This window comes from Methylobacterium sp. 13MFTsu3.1M2 (genome assembly GCF_900112625.1).
Lineage (GTDB): Bacteria > Pseudomonadota > Alphaproteobacteria > Rhizobiales > Beijerinckiaceae > Methylobacterium.
In genome coordinates, this window is record NZ_FOMM01000023.1 from 89,386 (window position 1) to 107,438 (window position 18,053).

Genomic DNA, 18,053 nt, shown 5'->3' on the forward strand with positions numbered 1-18,053 from the left:
AGGCCCCATGAGGATCCTGACCCGTACCAAGCTGCTCGCCGCCCTGCTCACCTGCGCGGCGGGGGCCGCTGACGCCGAGGGCCAGGGCAAGGCCGAGGGACGCAAGGATGCCGGCGCGCCCACGACCAGCATGGGCGCGGGCGGCCTCAGCGGCACCGGCGCCACCCGGGACGGCGCCCGCACGGGCCCGGTCGAGAGCAAAGGGCAGCCGGGCGGCACGACGGCGCCCTCCGCCCCGAAGGCCGGGACGGGCCGCTGATCCGCTCCGGACCTCGGGATGAGGGCGCGAACCGGAGATCCCGCCCGGCCGGGCCGCGCTACTGCGAGCGGCGGCTGAACGAGACCGCGTAGGCCTGGACGCGGGCGTCGATCAGCGGGTCGTCCGAGACCTCGATCCCGTCGGTCAGGTTGTTCGGCATGAACAGCAGCGCCTTCTCGGCCTCGGCGCTGTCGGGCACGACCTTGCTCACCGTCACGGTGCCGAGATCGACCGTCTTCCGGTCGTCCGGCCAGGGCTTGGTGGCGTCGTTGGTCGGGTCACCCGGCTCGGCGAGCTGGGCCAGCATCCGGAACCTCGCCGGAGTCTTGGCGACCCGCGGGCCGATCTCGGCCATCAGGAAGTTCGGGTCGCGCTTGGCAGCCTCTTCGGGCGGGAGGATCTCCTCGCCCTCCACCGGCACGAAGCGGAACCGGAACGGCTGCCGCTTGCCGGCGGCGTCCACCAGGATGAAGGCGTTGACGCCGTTGTAGGTCTGCCGGGCGAGGCTCGACGGGGTCCTGGCGGTCCCGCCCGCGGTGGCGGCGGCCGGGTGGGCGGCGGCGAAGCGCTCCAGCGCGGTCGGATGGGCGGCCTTCGGGCCGCTCTCGGCGGCGGCCTTCAGGAGGTCGCGGAACTCCTCGCCCGTGGCGACCGGGAAGTACTTGAGCGAGTTCGTGACGACGTCCATCTCCGAGCCGTCGCCCAGCTTGAACTTGAGCGCGAGGCCGTGCGGGTTGGCGTCGGCCGCGCCGTCCGGGATGGTCGGGACGCCGGTGGCGTCCGAGAACCGGATCGTCACCGGCACCGCCGGCCCCTGGAACAGGGAGGCCTTGCTGATCTTCGCCGCCTCTGGCGACGGGGTGAAGCTGCCCTCGGCGACCACGCCCTTGGCGTGGTTGGCCCGGGCGCCCGGATGCTTGCCGAACAGCGTGTTCATCACGTCGATCGTCTGCTCGGCGGTGGAGGCCTCCTGGGCCAGGGCCGGTGCGGCGGCCGCGAGCGCGGTGCTCAGCAGGAGGGCGAAACCCGATCTCGAACGCAGCATGGGAACCTCTCGGCAGCGCGGGCTCTCGGGAGCCGGCCAATGCGGACCGGCCCATCTTCTAGGGAGCCAGGCGGCGGAGGCACAACCAAAAGCTATGCCGCTGCGGAGCGGGAGGCGGGGAAAACCGAGAGGCACCGACGTCTCGCCGGTCCACGGGGTCTCTCCGTCATCTCGGGGCCGCGCAGCGGAGCCCGGACCCCACGGGGCGCCCCGGAGCGACGAACACGGCCCGGGTCCTCGGCAGCAGACGGATGACCCGGTTATGCGTCCTACCGCGCGCCGCGGTGGAGGTCGCCCTCGATCAGCAGGGCGCTGCGGCTGTCGAGCCGCGAGCGGTAGACCTGCAGGTTCTCCATGACCCGCTGCACGTAGTTGCGCGTCTCCGTGAAGGGGATGCGCTCCACCCAGTCGATCACGTCGACGTCGCCCTTGCGCGGGTCGCCGTAGGCGTCGATCCACTTCTTCACGTTGCCGCCGCCCGCGTTGTAGGAGGCGAAGGCGAGCACGTAGGAGCCGCGCCAATCCTCCATCAGCTCGCCGAGATGGGCTTGGCCGAGCCTCGCGCAGTAGGCGGGGTCGCTGGTCAGGCGGTCGACGTCGAAGGCGGTCGAGACCCGGCGGGCGGTGCGCTGGGCGGTGGCCGGCATCATCTGCATCAGCCCCCTGGCGCCGACGCCCGACTGCGCCCGCGGGTCGAACTGGCTCTCCTGGCGGGCGATGGCGTAGACCATGGCCCGCTCGACCTGCGGGACCGCCGTGAAGGTCTCGTAGGTGGGAATGCCGATCGTCGGGTAGGCGTGGGCGTCGAGCGGCAGGCCGCGCTGGACCGCGAGCTTGCCGATCGCCACCAGGGCGCGGGCGTCCTTCATGTCGGTGGCGAGGTCGCCGAGCGCCTGGAGCTCGCGCGGGTCCGAGAGGTCCCGGGCGGCGTCGATGTAGAGCGGCAGGGCCAGCTCCTTGATCCCGGCCTCGCCGAGCAGGCGCAGGGCGCGGATGGAGAGCCGCCCGTCGAAGGCCTGGCGCTCCGCGCCCTCAAGGTCGGCCGGCGCCCGCAGGGGCAGGCTGGTCTGGCCGAGCCGGGCCCGGGCCACCTGGCCGTAATAGGCGATCGGCTGCAGGGCGGCGCGCTCGTAGAAGCGCTTCGCCTCCTCCGACTGGCCGAGCGCCTCGGCCGCCCGTCCCTGCCAGTAGGCGGCCCGCGCCACCGAGATCGGGCTCTCGGCGATCGCCGCCACCCGGGCGAAATGCTGCGCGGCGGCGGCGGGATCGCCGGCGAAGCGGAGCGCGATCCAGCCGGCGTGGAACTCGGCCTCGATGCGCTTCTCGGGCGAGCGCGCCGCCGGCTGGCTCGCCACCGCGTAGGCGGTCTTGGCATCGCCGAGGTCGAGGAGCTTGCGCGCCACGATCCGGCGCTCGATCCACCACTCGTCGCCGTCGACCAGCACGTCCGGGTTGCTCGGCGCCGTCGCGAGCACGGCGGCGGCGGCTTCGGCCTTGTCGGCCCGGCGGAGATACTGCGCCCGGGAGAAGATGTAGGACGCGTCCCCGCGCAGCGACGGCGGCACCGCGGCGAGCGCGGAAGCGGCGCCGGAGGACTTGTCCTCCACGGCCCGGCGGGCGCGCACGAGGCTGGCATAGGCGCCGCCCGCGTAGCCGGCGGCCCGGCCGGCGCTCTCCCAGTCGTCCTTCAGGAGCGCCCGCTCCATCCGGTAGCGGTGGTCGACCCGGGTCAGCGCGTCCGGGAAGGCGTCGAGCACCTTGGCTTCGAGGCTGCGGCCGAAGCTCTCGGTGCGCCAGAGGTCGCGGACCATCTCGGCGGCGTCGGCGTCGCAGCCGTCGGCGCGCAGGGCCAGCGCCAGGGCGAACTTGCCCGGCGCGCTCACCGGCTTCGACGTGGCGAAGTAGGCCCGGACCGTCGCGGGCGCCTTCTTCTCGGAGAGCAGCGCCTCCTCGGCCCGGCGGCGCAGCAGCGGGCCGGCCGGCCAGTCCGGATTGGCCCGGACGAAGGCCACGGTGCGGTTGAAGCCGATCCCGGCGCCCGCGCGGATCGCCACCCACTCGAGAAGCGCCTTCGCGGCCGGGTCGGTGAAGCCGTCGCGCATCCGGTCGCCGTCGGCGACCCGGCCCTTGCGGTAGAGGTCGATGGCGCCGCGCAGCAGCGTCGGGTCGGTGTCGCCGGAGATCTTCGGGCGCGCGGGATCCGGCACCTCGGGCACCGGGGCCGCCGGGGTGACCGCGGCGTCCGGCAGCGGGAAGGCCACCGGGGCGTCGGGGTCCGCGGAGGCGTAGGCCGAGGCCGCGGCCGGCAGCGTCCGGGCGGGCTCCTCGCCCTTGTCGTCGCCGCTCGAGGCGTGGACCGGGTCGAGCTTCAGGGCGTCGGCCGCGACAGGGTCGCTCGCCTTCACGGCCTGCGCGCCTCGGACCTGGGCGGTCGAGAGGGCGGCGTCGCTCGCCGGCGGCGCGGGCTGCGTGGCCGGCGGCGTCGTGGGCGCGTCGATGCCGGCTTGGCCGGCTTGGCCGGCCGGGCCGGCGAGCGCCACGCCGACGGTGGCGACGAGCGCGGCGGCGGTGAGGGACGTGCGCTTCGGGGCCGGATGCGAGGCCGCGGGTCGGATCACGATTCCCCCCTACTGATCACCGGAGCGGGAAAGGTCGAGGATCGGGCCGTGATCATTAAGATCGCGTTAACCGTCCCCACGATCTGTTTGCGCGCCGTGACGCGACCGCCTATGTCTGCCGGTCCGTGCCCGTACGATGCGGACCACGCGCGGCGCCGAGACCGCCGAAATCCCAGCTGGGACCCTTTGGGACGCCTGAGATGACCGAGATGACCGGGAGCCGCCTGCGGGGCTCGCTCACCGCGCTTGTGACGCCCTTCCGCGACGGGGCCTTCGACGAGGCCGCCTTCCGGAAGTTCGTGCGCTGGCAGATCGAGCAGGGCAGCCACGGCCTCGTGCCCACCGGCACCACCGGCGAGAGCCCGACCCTGACCCATTCCGAGCACGACCGGGTGGTCGAGGCCTGCATCGACGAGGCGGGCGGGCGCGTGCCGGTCGTGGCGGGCGCGGGCTCCAACTCCACCGCCGAGGCGGTCGAGCGGGCGCAGCACGCCGAGCGCGCGGGCGCCGACGCCGTCCTCGTGGTGACGCCGTACTACAACAAGCCGACGCAGGCGGGCCTCTACGCCCACTTCAAGGCCGTCAACGACGCGGTCGGCATTCCGATCATCATCTACAACATCCCGCCGCGCTCCGTCGTCGACATGAGCGTCGAGACGATGGCCCGGCTCTTCGAGCTGAAGAACATCGCCGGCGTGAAGGACGCGACCGCCAAGATCGATCGCGTCAGCCAGCAGCGTCAGGCCATGGGCGCGAGCTTCATCCAGCTTTCGGGCGAAGATGCGACGGCGCTCGGCTACAACGCCCACGGCGGCCACGGCTGCATCTCGGTGGTGGCGAACGTCGCCCCGCGCCTCTGCGCCGACCTGCAGGAGGCGACGCTCGCGGGCGACTACGCCAGGGCGCTGACCCTCCAGGACAGGCTGTTCCCCCTGCAGACGGGCCTGTTCGCCGAGGCCAACCCGGCGCCGGTGAAGTACGCCCTGTCGCGGCTCGGCCACATGACCGACGAGCTGCGCCTGCCGCTGGTGCCGGTGACCGAGCCCACCAAGCGCATCGTCGACGACGCCCTGCGCCACGCCGGCCTGCTGGTCGACTGAGGGAAGTCACGCATCATGGCCCCGAAACCGGAGCCCAGTCGGCGCATCGTCGCCGACAACCGCGCCGCGCGCTATCACTACACGATCGAGGACACGCTCGAGGCCGGCATCGCGCTGACCGGCACCGAGGTGAAATCCTTGCGCGGCGGCAAGGCGACGATCGGCGAGGCCTATGCCGGACCCTCCGGCAACGACTTGATGCTGTTCAACGCCTACATCCCGGAATACCTGGAGGCGAACCGCTTCAACCACGACACCAAGCGCCCGCGCCGCCTGCTGCTGCACCGCCGCCAGATCAACAAGCTGATCGGCGCGACCCAGCGCCAGGGCTACACGGTGGTGCCACTGAAGATCTACTTCAACGACAAGGGGCGGGCGAAGGTCGAGCTCGGCCTCGGCAAGGGCAAGCAGGCCCACGACAAGCGCGAGGCGGTCAAGGAGCGCGACTGGCAGCGCGACCGGGCGCGGCTGCTGCGCGACCGGGGCTGAGGCCGGGCCGTCATCGCGAGCGCAGCGAAGCGACCCAGGGCAGCGCGAGTCCGCGGGCGTGGTGCCGCTGGATTGCTTCGCTCCGCTCGCAAAGACGATCGTTCCGACAGGGGGGGGCGCAGGCCGTGATGCGCTCGCCTTGCGCTGACCGCGCGATGTCACAAGATCCCGGATTAGCCGGTGCGGCGTCCCGAGCCTGCGATCCTGCGGAGCGACCCATGCCCTCCACCCACGATACCCTGCCCGACGACCTGCCGGTCCCCGTCGACGACGGCGCGGCCGATCACCTGCGCGGGATGCGCCTGCCCGACGTGGCGCTCACCGCCACCAACGGCCGCACGGTCTCGCTGGCGCGGCTGCCGGGCCGCACCGTGACCTACGCCTACCCGCGCACCGGCGAGCCGGGCCGGCCGGGCCTGACGCCCGACTGGGACGCGATCCCCGGCGCCCGGGGCTGCACGCCGCAGGCCTGCGATTTCCGCGATCACCACGCCGCGCTGACGGCCCGAGGCGTCGCCCAGGTCTTCGGCCTCTCGACCCAGACGAGCGCCTACCAGCGGGAGGCGGCCGAGCGCCTGCGCCTGCCCTTCCCGCTGCTGGCCGATCCGCACCGGGCCTTCGCGATGGCGGCGCGCCTGCCCACCTTCGAGGCAGGCGGCCAGGTGCTGCTGCGCCGCCTCACCCTGGTGATCGACGACGGCGTCGTGAGCGAGCTGTTCTACCCGGTCTTCCCGCCGGACCGGAGCGCCCGGCAGGTCCTCGACTGGCTCGACGGGGGCAGCGCCTGAGGCGCTACTCCTCCTCGGCCTCCGGCTGGCGGATGCCGTAGCGGTTCTCCAGGCCCGGATTGGCCCTTCCCTCCCCGCGGTAGCGGGTCGGCGCCTCGCCGGAGGCCCGCGCCGGGCGCTCGCCGGGCTCGCGCCCGATCCGGCCCGCGAGGCTCGCGAGGTCGACGAACTCGTCGGCCTGCCGCCGCAGCTCGTCGGAGATCATCGCCGGCTGGGTCTGGATCGTGGAGATCACCGTCACCTTCACGCCGCGCCGCTGCATCGCCTCGACGAGGGAACGGAAATCGCCGTCGCCGGAGAACAGGATCATGTGGTCGATGTGCGGGCTGAGCTCGAGGGCGTCGATCGCCAGCTCGATGTCCATGTTGCCCTTGTACTTCCGCCGCCCCATCGAGTCCGTGAACTCCTTCACGGGCTTGGTCACGACGCGGTAGCCGTTGTAGTCGAGCCAGTCGATCAGCGGCCGGATCGAGGAGTATTCCTGATCCTCGATCATGGCCGTGTAGTAGAATGCCCGCAGGAGGTTCTCCCGCGACTGAAATTCCTTGAGCAGCTTCTTGTAGTCGATGTCGAAACCGAGGGCCTTGGTGGTGGCGTAGAGGTTGGCGCCGTCGATGAAGATGGCGCTGCGCTGGGTGACTGGCATGAACAGGTCAGGTCCCGAAAAATCGTGGGTGACAGGAAATCGTCTGAACAATCGGTCAGGGTTCGCCCGGGGCGAAAGGCCGGGGCGCGTGGCCGGGACGGTGCGCCGCGATCGCGGCCGCCGCGCTCTGCAAACCGGGGTGGACCGGCGCGGTCGATGACCCGCGCCACCGACGCCCCGTCCGCCGGACCATTCGTTTCAAACGGGTCCGTGTCAAGCAGAGCACGGGATTGTGCGGTCGTGAAAAGCTGAACTCTCGGGGCGGATTAATTGACCACGACAGGGCTTCGTCGTGAAAACGGTGGTTTACGTAAGTTGATCCTGTAAACCTCAGATGCGCCGCGCGCCCCGCCCCTCGACCTCAGCCGTTCACGCGCTCGACGCTGTTGACCGGGCGCTTGCCGCGCAGTTCGGCGATGATCGCGTTGAGATGCTGGAGATCCCAGACCGACAGGTCGATGGTGATGTCGGTGAAGTCCTGGGTTCGCCGCTTCATCGAGATGTTGTCGATGTTGCCGTCGTGGTCGGCGATCACCTGGGCGATCTGGGCGAACACCCCGGGCTCGTTGATCGACTTGAGCGCCAGCCGGGCGGGGAAGCGCTCGCCGCCGAGCGCCTCCGTGTCCCAGCGGACGTCGAGCCAGCGCTCCGGCTCGTTGTCGAAGGCCGCGAGTGCCGCCGACTGGATCGGGTAGACCGTCACGCCGACGCCGGGGGTCAGGATGCCGACGATCCGGTCGCCCGGGACCGCGCCGCCGTTCGGCGCGAAGGTGACCGGCAGGTCGCCCGCGAGGCCGCGGATCGGGATGGCGTCGCTGCGATCCGCGTCCTCCCCCTCCTTGCCGCCCTCCTTGCCGCCCTCGGCGCCCGGGAAGGTCAGCCGCATGGTCTGGTCGGAGGAGCGCACGAGCCGGCCGGCGCCGCTGGCGGCGCCCTGCGCGGCGGAGGGCCGGCGCTCGTCGCGGTGGTCGGGATAGACGGCGCGGACGACGTCGCCCGAGAACATCTCGCCCCGCCCCACGGCGGCGAACACGTCCTCGGTCGTCGCGCGGGCGAGCCGCGGCAGGGCGCCCCGGAGCTTGTCCTCCGAGAAGGTCTTGGCGGCGCGCTCGAAGGCCCGGTCCAGGATCTGCCGTCCGAGGCCGGCATATTGCCGCCGCACGGCGGTGCGGGTCGCCCGCCGGATCGCCGCGCGGGCCTTGCCGGTCACCACGAGGGATTCCCAGGCCGCCGGGGGCGAGGCCCCGTCGGAGCGGCTGATCTCGACCTCGTCGCCGTTGGCGAGTTCGTGCAGCAGCGGCGCCATCCGGCCGTTGATCTTGGCGCCCACCGCGGTGTTGCCGACGTCGGTGTGGACCGCGTAGGCGAAGTCGATCGGCGTCGCGCCGCGCGGAAGGGCGATCAGCCGGCCCTTCGGGGTGAAGCAGAACACCTGGTCCTGGAACAGCTCCAGCTTGGTGTGCTCCAGGAACTCCTCGGGGCTGTCGCCCTCGGCGAGGAGCTCGATGGTCCGGCGCAGCCACTGGTAGGCGCCGCTCTCCGCGGCGAGCCGCGGATGCACGCTGCCCTCGGCGCGGGCCGGGTCCTTCACCAGCTCGGTGCCGATCTCCTTGTAGTGGGCATGCGCGGCGATGCCGTACTCGGCGATGTCGTCCATGGCGCGGGTGCGGATCTGCAGCTCGACGCGCTGGCTCTTCGGCCCGATCACCGTGGTGTGGATCGAGCGGTAATCGTTCTGCTTCGGGGTCGAGACGTAGTCCTTGTACCGGCCTGGGACCATCGGCCAGCTGGTGTGGACGATGCCGAGCGCCGCGTAGCAATCCTGCACGGTGTCGACGACCACGCGGAAGCCGAAGATGTCGGAGAGCTGCTCGAAGGCGACGGACTTGCGCTCCATCTTCGACCAGATCGAGAACGGGCGCTTCTGCCGGCCGCTGACCTCGGCGGTGATCCCCTGCGCGCCGAGCTTCTCGGTCAGCACCTGCGCGATGGTCTCGACGACGGTCTCGGACTTGGCGGAGAGCCGCGTCAGGCGCTGGGTGATGGTGGCGTAGACCTCCGGCTCCAGGTTGCGGAAGGCCAGGTCCTCCAGCTCCTCGCGCAGCTCCTGCATGCCCATGCGGCCGGCGAGCGGCGCGTAGATGTCCAGGGTCTCCTGCGCGATGCGGCGACGCTTGTCGTCGCGCATGTGCTGGAGGGTCCGCATGTTGTGCAGGCGGTCGGCGAGCTTGACCAGCAGCACGCGGACATCCGCCGCGACCGCGAGCAGCAGCTTGCGGAAGTTCTCGCCCTGCGCGGCCTGCTTGGAGACGAGGTCGAGGCGCTTGAGCTTGGTCAGGCCGTCGACCAGGGCGCCGATCTCCGGCCCGAACAGCCGGCGGATCTCCTCGAGCGTCGCCTCGGTGTCCTCGACGGTGTCGTGCAGCACCGCGGCCACGATGGTGGCGTCGTCGAGGTGGAGGTCCGTGAGGATCGCCGCCACCTCGAGGGGATGGGCGAAGAACGGGTCGCCGGAGGCGCGCTTCTGCGTGCCGTGCGCCTGCATGGCGTACACGTAGGCGCGGTTGAGCAGCGCCTCGTCGGCGGCCGGGTTGTAGCGCTTGACCCGCTCGACGAGCTCGTACTGGCGCATCATCCGCCGGGACGGGGCCGGCGCGTCCGGGGTCGTGCGCGGGGTCTGGATCACGCGCGATTGTTCCGCAACCGCAACCGCCGGGACGGCGCCAGCCCCCGGCGGCGGGGCCGCGCCGGACGCCGGCGGGCCGGCCACGGAACGAGAGAACCCGGCGTCTCCGCCGGGTCCGGTCTCTGTCAGGTCGCGCCCATCCAGGCCCACGTGTCCAGGCTCACTCGCCCTCGTCGTCGGTCTCGACCGGCGGGGCGAGGTTCTCGAGGCCGCGCAGCAGGTCCTCCTCGCTCATGCGGTCGAACTGGACCGCCGCGTCGTCGCTGGAGGATTGCGGCGCCACCGCGGCGGCGGCCGGCGAGCTCGACAGCAGCGGCACGGTCTCGGCCTCGGGCTCGTCCACCTCGACGTACTTCTGCATCGAGTGGATCAGCTGCTCCTTGAGGTCGTCGGCCGTGATCGTCTCGTCGCCGATCTCGCGCAGGGCCACGACCGGGTTCTTGTCGCGGTCGCGGTCGATGGTCAGCGGGGCGCCGGCGGCCAGGAGGCGGGCCCGGTGGCTCGCCAGCAGCACCAGCTCGAAGCGGTTCTCGACCTTCTCGATGCAGTCTTCGACGGTGACGCGCGCCATGCGGGGCGGCTCCTTGGGCTTGAGCGACGGGTGATGTCGGGTATGGCGCCACTCTACACCGGATGCCGTTGTGCAACAAGCACAGCGGGTTGCGCGGGGCGCGCGTCCGGCGCGAACCCGGCGCGCGTGCCGGTCCGGTCGGGCCGGACGCCGAGGGGCCGGAGGACCGCGTCGCTGCGGCATCATGGTGCGGCGCATTGTTGACACCCAGCGCCGCGGGTGCGAGTGCGCGCGCCATTCCAGAGTTTCGGCCGACACGGGCGGCGTTCGCGCGCCGCGCGGCGCCGGCGACCAGGACGCAACATGCGCGCACTCATCTTTCCGGGCCAGGGCAGCCAGGCGGTCGGCATGGCGCGGGACCTCGCCGAGGCCTTCCCGCAGGCCCGGGCCGTGCTCGACGAGGTCGACGCCGCCCTGGGCGAGAACCTGTCGCGGCTGATGTTCGAGGGGCCGGTCGAGGCGCTGACCCTCACGACCAACGCCCAGCCGGCCCTGATGGCGGCGAGCCTCGCGGTGCTGCGCGTGCTGGAGGCCGAGCGCGGCCTCGACCTCGGGCGCGACGTCGCCTGCGTGGCCGGCCACTCGCTCGGCGAGTACGCCGCGCTCGCGGCCGCCGGCAGCCTGACCGTCGCGGACGCCGCCAGGCTGCTGCGCCTGCGCGGCGAGGCCATGCAGGCGGCCGTCGCACCGGGCGCCGGCGCCATGGCGGCGCTGATCGGCACCGATCTCGAGGCCGCCCGGTCCGTCGCCGAGGCGGCGGCCGACGAGGCCGGCGACGGCGCGGTCTGCGACGTCGCCAACGACAACGGCGGCGGCCAGGTGGTGCTCTCCGGCGACCGCGCGGCCGTGGAGCGCGCCGTCGGCATCGCCACCGGCCGCGGGATCAAGCGCGCCGTGATGCTCAACGTCTCGGCGCCGTTCCACTGCCGCCTGATGGCCCCGGCCGCCGAGGCCATGGCCCGGGCGCTCGCCGAGGTCGCGCTGGCGGCCCCGCGCGTCACCCTCTACGCCAACGTCGCGGCCGCCCCGGTCACCGATCCGGAGGCGATCCGCGCGGCCCTGGTCGAGCAGGTCACCGGCACCGTGCGTTGGCGCGAGAGCGTCGCCGCCATGGCGGCCTCCGGCGTCGACCGGTTCTACGAGCTCGGCGCCGGGAAGGTGCTGACCGGCCTCGTCAAGCGCGTCGCCCCCCAGGCGAGCGCCGCCGCAATCGGCACCCCCGCCGACGTCGCCGCCTTCGCGCTCTGACCCGCGCGCTCTGATCCGACGGAGTCCCGCATGTTCGATCTCACCGGCCGCAAGGCCCTCGTCACCGGCGCGACCGGCGGCCTCGGCCAGGCGATCGCCCGGGCCCTGCACGCGCAGGGCGCCACCGTGGCGCTCTCGGGCACGCGGCCCGCGGCCCTGGAGGCGCTCGCCGCCGAGCTCGGCGAGCGCGCGAGCCCCGTCGCGGCCGACCTGTCCGACAAGGACTCGGTCGAGGGCCTCGTCCCGGCCGCCGAGGCCGCGATCGGCCCGCTGGACATCCTCGTGAACAATGCCGGCATCACCCGCGACAACCTCTTCATGCGGATGAAGGACGAGGAGTGGGAGCAGGTGATCGCCGTCAACCTCACGGCCGCCTTCCGCCTGTCGCGGGCCGCCGTGAAGGGCATGATGCGCCGCCGCTCCGGGCGGATCGTCAACATCGGCTCGGTGGTCGGCAGCACCGGCAATCCCGGCCAGGGCAACTACGCCGCCGCCAAGGCCGGCCTCGTGGGCATGACCAAGGCGCTCGCCGCCGAGGTCGCCTCGCGGGGAATCACCGTCAACTGCATCGCGCCGGGCTTCATCAGCTCGCCCATGACCGACGCCCTCAACGAGAAGCAGCGCGAGGGCATCCTCGCCCGCGTGCCCGCCGGGCGGCTCGGCGAGGGGTCGGAGGTCGCGGCGGCCTGCCTCTACCTCGCCTCCGCGGAGGCGGGCTACGTCACCGGCCACACGCTGCACGTGAACGGCGGGATGGCCATGTACTAGGGCGCGTATACCGGTTCCCGACCGGCGGGAACGGCGCGCGAATCACCCCCGCCGACACGCAAGTGCCACACCCATGAAGGCTTTCTGAACGGGCCCTCGCCAGGGCTGGAACCCTGTGCTACCACGCCCCGCAGCCGTACAGGGGGTTGACGGTTCAGCGGGTTTTCAGTCCAAGGCCCTCCGGCGGGGGCGTCCCGGCTCACGCGCCGGTTCACCTCAGAAGCACGCGCGATCGGACACCGGCCCGTCACAACAAGCCCGCAGGGGCGCGACGCGGCCACGGCACCACCCCGAGAAGACTGACAGACCAGAAGGACGAGGACGGAAGACCGATGAGCGATATCGCTGAGCGCGTGAAGAAGATCGTCGTCGAGCACCTGGGCGTCGAGCCCGAGAAGGTGGTCGAGAGCGCCAACTTCATCGACGACCTCGGTGCCGACAGCCTCGACACGGTCGAGCTGGTCATGGCCTTCGAGGAGGAATTCAACGTCGAGATCCCGGACGACGCTGCCGAGACCATCCAGACGGTCGGCGACGCCGTGAAGTTCCTGGAGAAGAACTCCGCCGCCTGAGGCGCGGGGGACCGGGTTTGACGCGGCGCGGGTGAGGCGAAACAGCCCCCGCGCCGTTATGCGTTTCAAGGCTCGGAGTCGTGACGGGGCCCGCGGGGACCGATTCTGCCTCCGAGCGAGTTAGGACGATGCGCGACCGCGGCGGTGCCGGCGGGACGGCGCCTCAAGACGGGACAGGGCACATGCGGCGGGTGGTGGTCACGGGTCTGGGGATGGTCACGCCGCTGGGCAGCGGGGTGGAGCACACCTGGAGCCGGCTGATCGCGGGCGACAGCGGCGCCGGCCCGATCCGCGGCTTCGAATCCGCCGACCTGCCCTGCCGGATCGCCGCGCAGGTCCCGTTCGGCGACGGCACCGACGGCACCTTCAACCCCGACCTCGTGATGGAGGTGAAGGAGCAGCGCAAGGTCGACCCGTTCATCGTCTACGCGATGGCGGCGGCCGACGAGGCCCTGAAGGATGCCGGCTGGGCGCCGAAGAGCCACGAGGACCAGTGCGCCACCGGGGTGCTGATCGGCTCCGGCATCGGCGGCATCGGCGGCATCTACGACGCCTCCGTGACCCTGCACGAGAAGGGCCCGCGCCGGATCTCGCCGTTCTTCATCCCGGGCCGGATCATCAACCTCGCCTCCGGCCAAGTCTCGATCGCTCACGGCCTCAAGGGCCCGAACAACGCCGTGGTGACGGCCTGCTCAACGGGCGCCCACGCGATCGGCGACGCGAGCCGCCTGATCGCGCTCGGCGACGCCGACGTGATGGTGGCGGGCGGCGCCGAGTCGCCGGTGAACCGCCTGTCGATCGCGGGCTTCTCGGCCTGCCGGGCGCTCACCACGGGCTTCAACGACACGCCCGAGAAGGCCTCCCGCCCCTACGACCGCGACCGCGACGGCTTCCTCATGGGCGAGGGCGCCGGCATCGTGGTGCTGGAGGAGTACGAGCACGCAAAGGCCCGCGGCGCGAAGATCTACGCCGAGGTGGTGGGCTACGGCCTCTCGGGCGACGCCTACCACATCACCTCCCCCTCCCCGGACGGCGACGGCGCCTTCCGCTGCATGACCGCCGCGGTGAAGCGCGCCGGGATCGCGCCGTCCGAGATCGGCTACATCAACGCCCACGGCACCTCGACGCCCATGGGCGACGAGCTGGAGCTGAAGGCCGTGGAGCGCCTCCTGGGCGACGCCGCCGCGAACGCGACCATGTCGTCCACCAAGAGCTCGGTCGGCCACCTGCTGGGCGCCGCCGGCTCGGTCGAGGCGATTTTTTCCATCCTCGTCCTGCGCGACAACGTCATCCCGCCGACGCTCAACCTCGACAACCCCTCCGTCCAGACCAAGATCGACCTCGTGCCGTTCGAGGCCAAGCGCAAGCAGGTCGACGTGGTGCTGTCGAACTCCTTCGGGTTCGGCGGGACGAACGCGTCGCTGGTGATGCGGCGGGTCGCGTAGGCGCGTCGCCGTCCGACCGCGACACCGGCCGCACCTCGTCCCGACGCTCCGACTTCCGTCCGACATGCGGAATGCGGCCTCCGAACGGGCGATCGTGCCCGCCGAGGCTGCTCCCGAAACCCGCGTCGCTGGGTCCGGATCCGTGCGCGCTGCGGGCGAGAGCCCGCGCGCACCGAGATCCTGACCTCCCGCGCGGCATCCGCGACGGCGGGCGTCTTCGAGCGCGCGCGGCGCCCGGGCCCTTCAGGATGCCGTCGTGATCGGGATCCGCGGCGGGCGCGCCGCGCGGCCCCTGACCCCGTGCTCGGCTACCATCCCCGCCGCTCCGCCTCGCCCGGCACCCGCCCCTGCGGCGTGAGCGTGTGCACCACCTCCGGCAGCGCCTGGGCGAGCTGCGACAGCAGGGTCTCGCGGTCCATCCCGGTCTGCTGCTGGAGGGTGTCCACCGTGTCGGGGCCGAGCGCCCGGGCGAGCTGGTCCGGGGCCACCGGGCGGTTGGTGCCGTGGCCGATCCAGGACTCGATCACGTCGCCGAGGCCGCCCTGGCGGAACCGGTCGACCAGCCCGTCGAGGCCGCCGAGATCCCCCTGCCCGTCCGGGGCGGCGCGGCTCGGCGGCGGGGCGTCGCCGGGGCCGTCGAGCATGCCGGAGAGGTCCGAGAAGTCGCCGGGCGGCAGGGACGGGTCCGACGGCCCGCCCGGGCCGCCGTCGCGGCGGCCGCCATACTGGTCCCAGCCGCCGATATCGTCGCCCTCTTCCGGAGGACGGCGCCCGCCGGCATCGGCGGGGTGCTGGCCGGGATCGCGCCCGTAGGGTCCGGCGCCGCCGGAGCGGTCGGCCTCGGGGCCGGGCTCGCCCTGGCGCCCGCGGCCGAAGATGTCGCCGAAGCCGCCGCTGGCGCCCTTGGCCAGCAGGAGCATCAGGAGTGCCTTGACCAAGGGCGACATGCCCCCGGACCCCTGCTTCTGCCCGCCGAACACCTGACCGAGCACGCCGCCGATCGCCGATTCGAGCAGTCCCATGCGCGTCTCCCCCCTAGGCTCGGGCCGGACGGGCCCGGGCGAACAACATTCCGGGGCGGGCGCGGGTTGCCTCGCTCAGCGGGCCGGTGTCGCGAGCGCCGCCTGCGCGGTGCCGCCACCGGTCGTGGCGTCGGCGGGCTCGACCAGCGGCACCGTCGCGGCCGAGAGGATCAGTCCGGCCAGGAACAGGCCGGTGGCGGCGGCGCCGGCGCGGGGGCGCGGCAGGCGAACGGCGCGGCGTCGCGCGGGATGGGGACGGTCGACGGTCCTGGGCATCGCGGCCTCTCCGGGTTCGGGGCGGGCCCTGGGGCCCTTTCTGCCGGAAAAACGCCGTCGGGGGGCGGAGAGGTTCCCGCGCCGTCAGGTCCGGCCGGCGAGGCGGCGTCCCAGCGCCCCGAGCAGGCAGGCCGCGCAGTAGGCCGGCAGCATCAGGGCCGCGCCGTCGAGCCACAGGCCGGGCAGCCCGGGCACGAACCCGGCGATCGCCGCCGCGGCCACGAGCCCCGCGACCACGCAGAGGCCTAGCGAGGCGGCGAGGCGGTCCGGCCAGCCGACCAGCGCGCCGACCACGAGGCCGAGCGCGGCCGCACCGGCGAGCCCGGGCCAGAATCCGGCGAGCAGCAGCGTCACGGCCGTCCGGCCTCCCTGCGGGCGCGATGGTGGCGCGCGGCCGGGCGCGCGGATGGGCGCGGCCCGGCTGGCGGGCGCGCGGCGGAGCGGATCTCCCTCACGGCAGCAGCGCGAAGACGACGGGGCCGGCCGGCCCGTCCGGCCCGGCCGTGACCTGCTCCGGCCGGGCTCCGGCCTGGAGGAGGTACTCCACCACCGCCTGGGCGCGCAGGCGCGGCAGATCGGGCGGCGGCTCGTCGGGGGCCTCGGCGGTCTTCTTCGCGGCCTTGCCGGACGCGGCCGGCTCCTTCTTGGCCGCGCCCGCCTTGCCGGTCTCGGCCTTGCCCCGGTCCTTGTTCAGGTCCTTGCCCCGGTCCTTCGCCGCGTCCCTGGCCGCGTGCGGCGCGGCTCCCTTGCCTGCCGGGGCCGGCTGCGCGGACGCCGCCGGCTTGGCGGCGACCTCCGGCTTGGCGGCGTCGGCGACCCGGGCCGGCTCGGCGGCGGCCGCGCCCTCCCCCGGCGCCGGTCCGGCGGCCGGGGTCGCCGGCGGCTTCGCCGGGTCGGCGGGGCCGGAGACCGCGACGCGCAGCGACGGGCAGGTCTTCGCCAGGGCGGCGAGCGCGTCCAGGGTCGGGTAGAAGGCGGGGGTCAGCACGGCGCCGCCCGCGGGGAAGTGCAGATCCGCCCCTGCCAGGGCGGCGGAGACGTCGGCGCGGCAGGTCGCGGGATCGCGCCGCTCCGCCGCGTCCCGGGCCGTGACATGGGCCTGCCCGGTCCAGCCGGGGGGCAGCGCCTCGGCGAGCCGGTCGGGGGTGCGCGCGGCGCCCTCCCGGTAGAGGCTCTCGCCGGTGAGCGTCACGGCGCGGTCCGAGACCGCGACGGTCCCGTCCGCGAGGTTCGTCACCAGCGGGGCGGCGGCGGCCAGCGCGTCCCCGAGATCCGGCGGGGCGCCGTCGGCGAGGCGGGTGCGGTCGATGACCGGCTCCCGGAACAGGCGCGGGCGCAGGGCGGCCAGTACCCGCTCCCGGGTCGCGGCGTCCGGCAGGTGGCCGGTGAGGGTCACGGCGTCGGCGGTCCGGCGGATCGCCACCCGGTAGGGCGAGAGCGGCCGCGCCGTGAGCGCCACCCGCCCGGCCGCCACGCCGGCGGGCCGGCCGTCGCGCATCAGCGCCTCGGCGTCGGGGAGCGCCTGCCCGTCGATGGCGTCGCCGGTCACCGAGACCGCCCCGTCCCGGAACACGACCTGCCCGAACTGGATCAGCTCGGCGAGCTTGAACGCGAAGGCGATGAGGCTCTTCGGGTCGATCGCCGGGTCGAGCCCCCGGGCGGCCAGGAGCCGGTCCTCCACGGTGCCGCCCGCGGCGGCCTCGGTGGCGGCGCGCAGGGCGGCCTCGCGGTCGGCCGCCGAGGGGGCGAAGCCGTCGAGGACGATGCCCCGGCCCGATTTCTCCACGGCGAACCGGTACGCGGTCACCTTCGGGGGCAGGATCTCGACCCGCCCGACGCTGAACCCCTCCGGCGGGTCCGACAGGGCGGCCCGCAGGGCCTCGTAGGCCGGCACGTCGAGGGCCTCGCCCGACAGGCTGAGCACGGTGTCGCTGAGCGCCGCCCGCCCGCCTTTGGCGAGGCCGGAGAGCCGGGCCGCCAGGAACGCGGCCGCGCCGGCGAAATCCGGCGGCGCGCCCCGGGCGGCCCGGGCGGTGTCGTCGAGGGCGGTGCCGGGATCGAGGGCGCCGGCGATCCGCGCCTCCAGGGCCCGCCGGCCGATCTCCACCGGGCGGCTGCCTTCGAGGGCGATCCGGTTCTGACCCGTGCGGATCGCCGCCCACTGGAAGGGCGCGGCGGTCTCCACGATGCCGAGTTCGGAGACGATGCGGCGCGGGCCGTCGAGGGCCGCGAGGCGGGACAGCACGGTGGCGCGCTCGGCGACGTCCGGCGCCTCGCCGGCGGCCACGAGGTCGCGCCCGACGGCCTCCAGGCGCAGCCACGGCTCGCCGGTGGCGGTGGCCGTGCCGGCGGCGATCGCCGCGCCCTCCGCCGCGAGGCCGTCGGCGATCCGCGGGGCGGCGTAGAGGGTCGCGCTCGCCCAGATCAGCGCGAGGGCCGGGAGGCCGGCGAGCCAGCCGGCGCCGCGCAGGCCTTGGGCGAGAGTTTCGGGCAACGGCACGGTCGCAGGTTCGGGCGCGG

The 18,053-nt window shown here is 73.6% G+C and carries 17 protein-coding genes; 8 read left to right on the forward strand and 9 right to left on the reverse strand.

The window, feature by feature from the left end:
- Positions 1-7: 7 nt before the first annotated feature.
- Complete coding sequence (locus BM314_RS22300) at positions 8-259, forward strand: hypothetical protein (RefSeq protein WP_091980263.1); 252 nt, start codon at positions 8-10, stop codon at positions 257-259.
- A 58-nt stretch (positions 260-317) separates the two neighbouring features.
- Here the strand turns inward: BM314_RS22300 and BM314_RS22305 are convergent, their stop codons facing one another.
- Both BM314_RS22305 and BM314_RS22310 read right to left on the reverse strand, forming a co-directional pair.
- Positions 318-1,304, reverse strand: coding sequence for a catalase family peroxidase (locus BM314_RS22305; protein ID WP_091980265.1), 987 nt, complete (start codon positions 1,302-1,304; stop codon positions 318-320).
- A gap of 269 nt (positions 1,305-1,573) precedes the next feature.
- Entirely contained in the window at positions 1,574-3,922 is a 2,349-nt protein-coding gene (locus tag BM314_RS22310) for a transglycosylase SLT domain-containing protein (protein WP_091980267.1), read from the reverse strand.
- A gap of 200 nt (positions 3,923-4,122) precedes the next feature.
- Here BM314_RS22310 and dapA point away from each other — a divergent pair, with 200 nt between their 5' ends.
- From dapA to BM314_RS22325, 3 genes are all read left to right on the forward strand, one after another.
- Positions 4,123-5,022, forward strand: a complete 900-nt coding sequence (gene dapA / locus BM314_RS22315) for a 4-hydroxy-tetrahydrodipicolinate synthase (protein WP_091682544.1) — start codon at positions 4,123-4,125, stop codon at positions 5,020-5,022.
- Positions 5,023-5,037: 15 nt separating this feature from the next.
- The gene (gene smpB / locus BM314_RS22320; protein ID WP_020095208.1) at positions 5,038-5,511 is read left to right on the forward strand and encodes an SsrA-binding protein SmpB; all 474 of its coding nucleotides are present in this window, start codon (positions 5,038-5,040) and stop codon (positions 5,509-5,511) included.
- 218 nt (positions 5,512-5,729) lie between these two features.
- Positions 5,730-6,299 (forward strand): peroxiredoxin, encoded by a 570-nt coding sequence (locus BM314_RS22325; protein WP_091980270.1) that lies wholly within the window; start codon positions 5,730-5,732, stop codon positions 6,297-6,299.
- Positions 6,300-6,303: 4 nt separating this feature from the next.
- Here BM314_RS22325 and BM314_RS22330 read toward each other — a convergent pair whose 3' ends face one another.
- From BM314_RS22330 to rpoZ, 3 genes are all read right to left on the reverse strand, one after another.
- Positions 6,304-6,945 carry a LabA-like NYN domain-containing protein gene (locus BM314_RS22330; protein WP_020095206.1) on the reverse strand — a complete coding sequence of 214 codons (642 nt, stop codon included), beginning with the start codon at positions 6,943-6,945 and terminating at the stop codon, positions 6,304-6,306.
- Between the two features lie 361 nt (positions 6,946-7,306).
- Positions 7,307-9,580 (reverse strand): RelA/SpoT family protein, encoded by a 2,274-nt coding sequence (locus BM314_RS22335; protein WP_091682570.1) that lies wholly within the window; start codon positions 9,578-9,580, stop codon positions 7,307-7,309.
- Positions 9,581-9,791: 211 nt separating this feature from the next.
- Positions 9,792-10,202, reverse strand: a complete 411-nt coding sequence (gene rpoZ, locus BM314_RS22340) for a DNA-directed RNA polymerase subunit omega (RefSeq protein ID WP_010685409.1) — start codon at positions 10,200-10,202, stop codon at positions 9,792-9,794.
- A 303-nt stretch (positions 10,203-10,505) separates the two neighbouring features.
- On the opposite strand from rpoZ, the gene fabD reads away from it, so the two are divergent.
- The 4 genes from fabD (at position 10,506) to fabF (ending at position 14,235) form a co-directional block, all read left to right on the forward strand.
- Positions 10,506-11,450: an ACP S-malonyltransferase gene (gene fabD, locus BM314_RS22345; RefSeq protein ID WP_091682547.1), complete on the forward strand. Its 945-nt coding sequence runs from the start codon at positions 10,506-10,508 to the stop codon at positions 11,448-11,450.
- A 30-nt stretch (positions 11,451-11,480) separates the two neighbouring features.
- A complete protein-coding gene (gene fabG, locus BM314_RS22350; RefSeq protein WP_020095203.1) occupies positions 11,481-12,218 on the forward strand; it encodes a 3-oxoacyl-[acyl-carrier-protein] reductase in 738 nt (245 codons plus the stop codon).
- A gap of 332 nt (positions 12,219-12,550) precedes the next feature.
- Complete coding sequence (locus BM314_RS22355; protein ID WP_007559070.1) at positions 12,551-12,790, forward strand: acyl carrier protein; 240 nt, start codon at positions 12,551-12,553, stop codon at positions 12,788-12,790.
- 182 nt (positions 12,791-12,972) lie between these two features.
- Positions 12,973-14,235 carry a beta-ketoacyl-ACP synthase II gene (fabF, locus tag BM314_RS22360; RefSeq protein WP_020095202.1) on the forward strand — a complete coding sequence of 421 codons (1,263 nt, stop codon included), beginning with the start codon at positions 12,973-12,975 and terminating at the stop codon, positions 14,233-14,235.
- A 308-nt stretch (positions 14,236-14,543) separates the two neighbouring features.
- Here the strand turns inward: fabF and BM314_RS22365 are convergent, their stop codons facing one another.
- The 4 genes from BM314_RS22365 to BM314_RS22380 all read right to left on the reverse strand — a co-directional run bounded on the left by BM314_RS22365 (position 14,544) and on the right by BM314_RS22380 (position 18,033).
- Entirely contained in the window at positions 14,544-15,257 is a 714-nt protein-coding gene (locus BM314_RS22365) for a YidB family protein (protein ID WP_091980273.1), read from the reverse strand.
- A gap of 75 nt (positions 15,258-15,332) precedes the next feature.
- Positions 15,333-15,533, reverse strand: a complete 201-nt coding sequence (locus tag BM314_RS22370; RefSeq protein WP_020095200.1) for a hypothetical protein — start codon at positions 15,531-15,533, stop codon at positions 15,333-15,335.
- 84 nt (positions 15,534-15,617) lie between these two features.
- Positions 15,618-15,887: a hypothetical protein gene (locus BM314_RS22375; protein WP_091682552.1), complete on the reverse strand. Its 270-nt coding sequence runs from the start codon at positions 15,885-15,887 to the stop codon at positions 15,618-15,620.
- Between the two features lie 97 nt (positions 15,888-15,984).
- On the reverse strand, positions 15,985-18,033 hold the full coding sequence (locus BM314_RS22380; protein ID WP_244540002.1) for an OmpA family protein: 2,049 nt from the start codon (positions 18,031-18,033) through the stop codon (positions 15,985-15,987).
- Between the last annotated feature and the right edge of the window lie 20 nt (positions 18,034-18,053).

What these genes read in the sequence shown, in the direction of transcription:
- BM314_RS22300 (WP_091980263.1), top strand. Translation starts at nt 8, where the DNA reads ATGAGGATCCTGACCCGTACCAAGCTGCTCGCCGCCCTGCTCACCTGC.
- BM314_RS22305 (WP_091980265.1), bottom strand. Translation starts at nt 1,304, where the DNA reads ATGCTGCGTTCGAGATCGGGTTTCGCCCTCCTGCTGAGCACCGCGCTC.
- dapA (WP_091682544.1), top strand. Translation starts at nt 4,123, where the DNA reads ATGACCGAGATGACCGGGAGCCGCCTGCGGGGCTCGCTCACCGCGCTT.
- smpB (WP_020095208.1), top strand. Translation starts at nt 5,038, where the DNA reads ATGGCCCCGAAACCGGAGCCCAGTCGGCGCATCGTCGCCGACAACCGC.
- BM314_RS22325 (WP_091980270.1), top strand. Translation starts at nt 5,730, where the DNA reads ATGCCCTCCACCCACGATACCCTGCCCGACGACCTGCCGGTCCCCGTC.
- BM314_RS22330 (WP_020095206.1), bottom strand. Translation starts at nt 6,945, where the DNA reads ATGCCAGTCACCCAGCGCAGCGCCATCTTCATCGACGGCGCCAACCTC.
- BM314_RS22335 (WP_091682570.1), bottom strand. Translation starts at nt 9,580, where the DNA reads ATGATGCGCCAGTACGAGCTCGTCGAGCGGGTCAAGCGCTACAACCCG.
- rpoZ (WP_010685409.1), bottom strand. Translation starts at nt 10,202, where the DNA reads ATGGCGCGCGTCACCGTCGAAGACTGCATCGAGAAGGTCGAGAACCGC.
- fabD (WP_091682547.1), top strand. Translation starts at nt 10,506, where the DNA reads ATGCGCGCACTCATCTTTCCGGGCCAGGGCAGCCAGGCGGTCGGCATG.
- fabG (WP_020095203.1), top strand. Translation starts at nt 11,481, where the DNA reads ATGTTCGATCTCACCGGCCGCAAGGCCCTCGTCACCGGCGCGACCGGC.
- BM314_RS22355 (WP_007559070.1), top strand. Translation starts at nt 12,551, where the DNA reads ATGAGCGATATCGCTGAGCGCGTGAAGAAGATCGTCGTCGAGCACCTG.
- fabF (WP_020095202.1), top strand. Translation starts at nt 12,973, where the DNA reads ATGCGGCGGGTGGTGGTCACGGGTCTGGGGATGGTCACGCCGCTGGGC.
- BM314_RS22365 (WP_091980273.1), bottom strand. Translation starts at nt 15,257, where the DNA reads ATGGGACTGCTCGAATCGGCGATCGGCGGCGTGCTCGGTCAGGTGTTC.
- BM314_RS22370 (WP_020095200.1), bottom strand. Translation starts at nt 15,533, where the DNA reads ATGCCCAGGACCGTCGACCGTCCCCATCCCGCGCGACGCCGCGCCGTT.